The 5,408-nt window shown below is 68.1% G+C and carries 7 protein-coding genes; 5 read left to right on the top strand and 2 right to left on the bottom strand.

Going from position 1 to position 5,408, the window contains the following annotated elements; genetic code table 11:
• On the bottom strand, positions 1 to 233 hold a 233-nt coding region (locus ACTHLF_RS03360), incomplete at its 3' end, for a DNA polymerase ligase N-terminal domain-containing protein (RefSeq protein WP_440324872.1).
• 130 nt (positions 234 to 363) lie between these two features.
• Here ACTHLF_RS03360 and ACTHLF_RS03355 point away from each other — a divergent pair.
• From ACTHLF_RS03355 to ACTHLF_RS03335, 5 genes are all read left to right on the top strand, one after another.
• Positions 364 to 2,049: a copper resistance system multicopper oxidase gene (locus tag ACTHLF_RS03355; RefSeq protein ID WP_440324870.1), complete on the top strand. Its 1,686-nt coding sequence runs from the start codon at positions 364 to 366 to the stop codon at positions 2,047 to 2,049.
• Complete coding sequence (locus tag ACTHLF_RS03350; RefSeq protein ID WP_440324869.1) at positions 2,046 to 3,008, top strand: copper resistance protein B; 963 nt, start codon at positions 2,046 to 2,048, stop codon at positions 3,006 to 3,008. Before ACTHLF_RS03355 ends, ACTHLF_RS03350 begins: the two co-directional genes overlap by 4 nt.
• Positions 3,009 to 3,077: 69 nt before the next feature.
• Positions 3,078 to 3,983: a LysR family transcriptional regulator gene (locus ACTHLF_RS03345; RefSeq protein ID WP_440324867.1), complete on the top strand. Its 906-nt coding sequence runs from the start codon at positions 3,078 to 3,080 to the stop codon at positions 3,981 to 3,983.
• A 59-nt stretch (positions 3,984 to 4,042) separates the two neighbouring features.
• Complete coding sequence (locus ACTHLF_RS03340; RefSeq protein ID WP_440324865.1) at positions 4,043 to 4,192, top strand: hypothetical protein; 150 nt, start codon at positions 4,043 to 4,045, stop codon at positions 4,190 to 4,192.
• Between the two features lie 38 nt (positions 4,193 to 4,230).
• A complete protein-coding gene (locus ACTHLF_RS03335; RefSeq protein WP_440324863.1) occupies positions 4,231 to 4,710 on the top strand; it encodes a VOC family protein in 480 nt (159 codons plus the stop codon).
• A gap of 112 nt (positions 4,711 to 4,822) precedes the next feature.
• Here the strand turns inward: ACTHLF_RS03335 and ACTHLF_RS03330 are convergent.
• The coding region (locus ACTHLF_RS03330) for an NmrA family NAD(P)-binding protein (RefSeq protein ID WP_440324861.1) at positions 4,823 to 5,408 on the bottom strand (586 nt) is incomplete at its 5' end.

The following is a 5,408-nucleotide window of genomic DNA, read 5'->3' as shown; positions in this document are numbered from 1 at the left end:
TGGTCTTCCACTTCGACGGCGAGGCGCTTCACCTTCGGGTCGTAGCTCGGGCCCTTCGGCACCGCCCAGCTGCGCAGCACGTCACCGACCTGCAAGCGGAAATCGAAGTGGCGGCGCGAGGCGTGGTGCAACTGCACGACGAAGATCGCGCGGCCACCGCGCGCGCTGCCCTCGGGCGCGGGTTCGCGCGTCCGGGTGAAGTCGCGCTTCTTCCGGTAGTCCTGCAGGCTCATGCTCGCGATGATTGGCGGGTGGCGGTGAACAGGCCGTGCAGCCCGCACGGAGCCTGATCCAGAGTTGTCGGCAGGTGCGGGGGCTCGCTACGCTCGGCATCCCGCCACGCCCACCGGATCCTCGCACGCCATGCACGGCCGCCGTCTTGCCCCGTTTGATCCCTCGCGCCGCCGCTTTGTCCAGGGCCTGGCGGTTGCCGGGGTGGGCCTGGCCGCAGGTGTCGTCCGCGCGGGCCAGCCCGACCGGGTCATGCCGCGCATGGCGGCGTTGCAGGGCCCGGCCTTCCGGCTCGCCGTGCGTGAGGCGGCTGTCGACTTCACGGGACGCGCGCGAAAGGCCGTCACGGTGAACGGTGGCGTGCCCGGCCCGACGCTCCGCTGGCGCGAGGGCGACGATGTCGTGATCGCCGTCGAGAACCAGCTCGATAGCGTGACCTCCATCCACTGGCACGGACTGGTCGTGCCGGCGAACCAGGATGGCGTCCCGGGCCTCAGCTTCGATGGCATCGGCGCGCGCAACACGTTCACGTACCGCTTTCCCGCGAAACAGGCGGGTACCTACTGGTACCACGCACACAGCCGGTTCCAGGAACAAAGCGGCCTGTACGGCGCCATCGTGATCGAGCCCGCGGGTGGCGAACGCTACCCGGCCGATCGCGAGCACGTGATCCTGCTCAGCGACTGGACGGATGAAGATCCGGAGAGCGTGTACGCGAAGCTGCGCACGCGCTCCGACATCTACAACTACGGTCAGCCGACGCTTGCCGGTTTCCTGCGCGACGCAAGCGAGAAGGGCTTCCACGACGCGGTGGCCATGCGCCGCATGTGGAACCAGATGCGGATGAATCCTACCGACCTGGCAGACGTTTCCGCCGCGACCTATACCTATCTCGTGAACGGCACCGCGCCCGCAGGCAACTGGACGGGCGAATTCCGGCCCGGGGAGCGCGTGCGCCTGCGCCTCATCAACGGCTCCTCCAATTCGATCTTCGACTTGCGCATACCGGGCCTGCGCATGCAGGTGGTCGCGGCGGACGGGCAGGACATCGTGCCGGTCGATGTGGACGAACTGCGCCTGTCAGCGGCGGAGACGTACGATGTCATCGTCACGCCGACGGACGACCGCGCGTACACGCTGTTCGCGCAATCGATCGATCGCTCCGGCTACGCGCGCGCCACGCTTGCGCCACGCGCGGGCATGCAGGCCGCCGTGCCCGCGCTCGATGCGCGCCCTCGCCTGGCCATGCGCGACATGATGGGTTCCATGGCGGACGACGCCACCGATGGCGGCATGGTCATGGCGCACCATGCGAGCACGGAGTACGGGCCGAACACGGACATGCACGTCGACATGCCGCGCACGAACCTCGACGACCCCGGTGTCGGGCTGCGCGACCGCAAGCACCGCGTGCTCACCTATGCCGACCTGCACACGGTCGGTGGGCCGATCGATACACGCGAGCCGGCGCGTACGATCGAACTGCATCTCACGGGGAACATGGAGCGTTTCGCGTGGGGCTTCGATGGGCAGAAATATTCCGAGGCGAAGCCGGTGCACCTCCGCCAGGGCGAACGCCTGCGCGTCACCCTGGTGAACGATACGATGATGAACCACCCCATCCACCTGCACGGCATGTGGAGCGAGGTGGAGACGCCCGACGGTGCATTCCAGGTGCGCAAGCACACGGTGAACGTGCAGCCGGCGCAGCAGGTGAGTTACGCGGTGACCGCCGATAACCCGGGGCGCTGGGCGTTCCACTGCCACATGCTGTTCCACATGGAAGCGGGCATGTTCCGCGAAGTGGTGGTGTCGTGAGGCGCGCGTGGCTCGTCGTTGCCTTGTGGCCCTTCGCCGCGGCTGCGCAGGAGATGCCGGCGATGAGCGGCATGGACCATGCCGGCATGCATCACGCCGATACGCCACCCACCGAGCCGGCACCCGCGACGCCCGCTACGCCGTCCCCGGTGCAGGACCCGCATGCAGGCCATGCCATGGGCGACATGCCGGCGACGCACGACATGGGCAGCATGAAGATGGGCCCGATGCAGGGCGGTTCGGCGCCGGCCGACGCCCGAAACCCCGACTACTCCGACGGTATCGCGCCATCGGCCATGCACGGGATGGCGATGCATGACATGGATGACACCGCGCCCAGCGCCACGCTGCTGCTGGACCGGCTGGAAGCGTTCGCGGGGCAGGGCGGTCACGGCCAGTCGTGGGAAGCCGAAGGCTGGTACGGGAATGACGCAAACAAGCTGTGGCTGCGCAGCGAGGGCGAACGCGAGGATGGCCGGCTGCGCGATGGCGACGTGGAGCTGCTCTGGAGCCACGCCGTCGCGACCTTCTGGGACACGCAGCTTGGCGTGCGCAGCGATTTTGGCGAAGGCCCGAAGCGCCAGTGGGCGGCGTTCGGCCTGCAGGGGCTCGCGCCGTACTGGTTCGAACTCGAGGCGACGGCATATGTGGGGCAGGGCGGCCGCACGGCGGCGCGCGTGCGCGCCGAGTACGAACTGCGGATCACGCAGCGCCTGATCCTGCAGCCGGAGCTCGAAGTGAACGCCTACGGCAAGGACGATGCGCGGCGCCTGCTGCGCTCCGGCATCTCGTCGGTGGAGGGCGGTCTCCGGCTGCGTTACGAGTTCACGCGCACGTTCGCGCCGTATGTCGGCGTGGCGTGGGAGCACCTCACCGGCGGTACCGCTGACCTCGCCGCGGAACAGGGCCGACGGATCACGGACCGGCGCTGGGTGGCGGGCGTCCGGCTCTGGTTCTGACCCTGGCAGTTATTGACTGGGGCGCGTGACCGGCGGATCGTTCGTGACATACGCTCACGAGTCGCCACCATGTCCACCGACAGCCGCCTGCTCGGCAACCTCAGCGTTCTCGTTGCCGTCGTGGAGACCGGCAACTTCGCCCGCGCCGCCGATGCCCTGGGCCTTTCGCCCTCCGGGGTCAGCCGCGCGATCGGCCGACTGGAGGCGCGGCTCGGAGTGCGCCTGCTGCAGCGAACCACGCGCTCGGTCCACCTCACGGACGAAGGCGAGCGCCTCGTCGCCCAGGTCGGGCCGTTGCTGTCGGGCATCGAGGAAGCCGCGATTTCCGCCGCGGGCGATTCGCAGGCCGTGCGTGGACGGCTACGGGTCAGCCTCGATCCGATGTTCTCGCGGCTGGTCGTCGCACCAAGCCTCACGGGCTTTCTCGCGGAGCACCCGCAACTGGAGATCGAGATCGTCACCCGCGATGACATCGGCGACCTGATCGCCGAGGGTATCGATGTCGCGGTGCGCTTCGGCGTGCCGGAGTCGTCGTCGTTGGTGGCGCGCAAGCTCCTCGACACGCGCGTGCTGACGGTGGCCGCGCCGTCATACCTGGCCGCGCACGGTACGCCACGCGCACCGAAGGACCTGCTGGCTCATCAATGCCTCCAGTTCCGCGACCCGGTGACCCGGCGGCCTTTCGAGTGGGAGTTTCACCGCCCCGGAAAGGTCACCACCGTCGATACGACGGGTCCGATCCTCGTCACGGATTCGGCGACGATGTACGGGCTGTGCGTGGCGGGCGCCGGTATCGCCCAGGTCCTGGAAGTGAGCGTCCGCGACGCGCTCGAGGACGGCCGCCTGGTGGAGCTTTTTCCCGACCACGCCGAGGAAACCTTCCCGCTCTACGCGTTCTACCCCACGCGGCGCCACGCCCCGCCCAAGGTGCGTGCTTTCGTGGACTTCTGCGTCGCGCTCGCCCGCCGGGCGTGAACATCGCGTTTACGTGCGCGGTGGTCTCCTCATGGGGGCCACTTACGGGGAGCGCCACCATGTCGCCTCGCGAAACCTACGATGACCCCACGACCGGCTCCGGCGATCCCTCGCACGGCCAGCCGCCCGGCCCCGTGGAGCCGGTGAACACCGGATCCGGCGATCCGCAGCACAAGCGCGAGGGCGATGTCGAAAACGGCGAGGCCTGATCGACGTAGGGGTAGACACCACCACGAGGGAGCCTGCCATGAGCCGCCCGTTCCGCCGCATCACCCCGTTCCTCTGGTTCGACACGCAGGCTGAAGAGGCCGCGAATTTCTATACGTCGATCTTCCCGAACTCGCGCATCACCTCCGTCACGCACTATACGAAGGAATCCTCGGATGCCTCCGGCCGGCCGCAGGGTTCGGTAATGACGGTGAACTTCGAACTCGATGGCGAACCGCTCACCGCGTTGAATGGTGGACCCATCTTCAAGTTCAACGAAGCGCTCTCGCTGGTCGTGTACTGCAAGGACCAGGCGGAGATCGACCACTTCTGGGAGAAGCTCTCCGCCGGCGGCGACCCCAAGGCCCAGGCCTGCGGCTGGCTCAAGGACCGCTACGGCCTGTCATGGCAGATCTGCCCCGAGGATATCGATGAGCTCGCGAAGAGCCCGAAGGCGATGGCCGCGCTGATGCACATGACGAAGCTGGACATCGCTGCCCTAAAGGCCGCCGCGAAATAGCGCTATCGGTAGGAGCTCACCCTGTGAGCGACGCCTTTCGCGAAAGACCCACGGGTCCTGCTACGCGGTCGCGAAAGGCGTCGCCCACAGGGTGGGCTCCTACCACGCCGGTTCATTGCGCGGCAGCCACCACCTCGCGGACAAACGCCGCATACGTCCGCGGCTCGCGTCCCAGCAGCGTCTGCAACGTGCCGCGTGCCGCTGGCTTCGCACGCATGCCATCGCGGTGGAAGCGCGAAAGCATCAGGCGCAGGTCGTACGCCGCCCATGCCGGTGCGCGCTCGGCGATCGCCGCCTCGGCCGCGTCCAGGTCATCGCCGAGGTAGCTGACGTCACGGCCGAGCGCTTCGGCCCACACCTTCGCGGCCGAGGCGCCGGTGAGCGCTTCCGGACCAGCGATCTCGATCACTTCACGCGGCAGCGGTCCCGCGGCGCGCGTACGGCGCAACAGGGCTGCGGCGGCGATGTCGGCGATATCGCGGACGTCGACCATCTCGATGCCCGCGTTGCCCAGCGCCATCGGATACACACCGTGCGTCGCGGCATCCTTCAGCGCGGCATCGTTCTGCATGAAGTACGACGGCCGCAGCACGGTGGCCGGAAGATCGAACTGCTCGATCATCCGCTCGATCGTGTACTTCACGGTGAAGTGCGGCACGTCGGTGAAGGTCTCCGCATTCAGCACCGAGAGATACACG

The organism is Luteibacter sp., from assembly GCF_051958795.1.
Taxonomy (GTDB): Bacteria; Pseudomonadota; Gammaproteobacteria; order Xanthomonadales; family Rhodanobacteraceae; genus Luteibacter.
Note: the sequence above shows the minus strand (reverse complement) of the source record. Positions and strands in the feature narration are given on the sequence as shown.

Excerpts from the sequence above, each read along its gene's own strand:
- ACTHLF_RS03355 (WP_440324870.1), top strand. The coding sequence starts at position 364 with ATGCACGGCCGCCGTCTTGCCCCGTTTGATCCCTCGCGCCGCCGCTTT.
- ACTHLF_RS03345 (WP_440324867.1), top strand. The coding sequence starts at position 3,078 with ATGTCCACCGACAGCCGCCTGCTCGGCAACCTCAGCGTTCTCGTTGCC.
- ACTHLF_RS03340 (WP_440324865.1), top strand. The coding sequence starts at position 4,043 with ATGTCGCCTCGCGAAACCTACGATGACCCCACGACCGGCTCCGGCGAT.
- ACTHLF_RS03335 (WP_440324863.1), top strand. The coding sequence starts at position 4,231 with ATGAGCCGCCCGTTCCGCCGCATCACCCCGTTCCTCTGGTTCGACACG.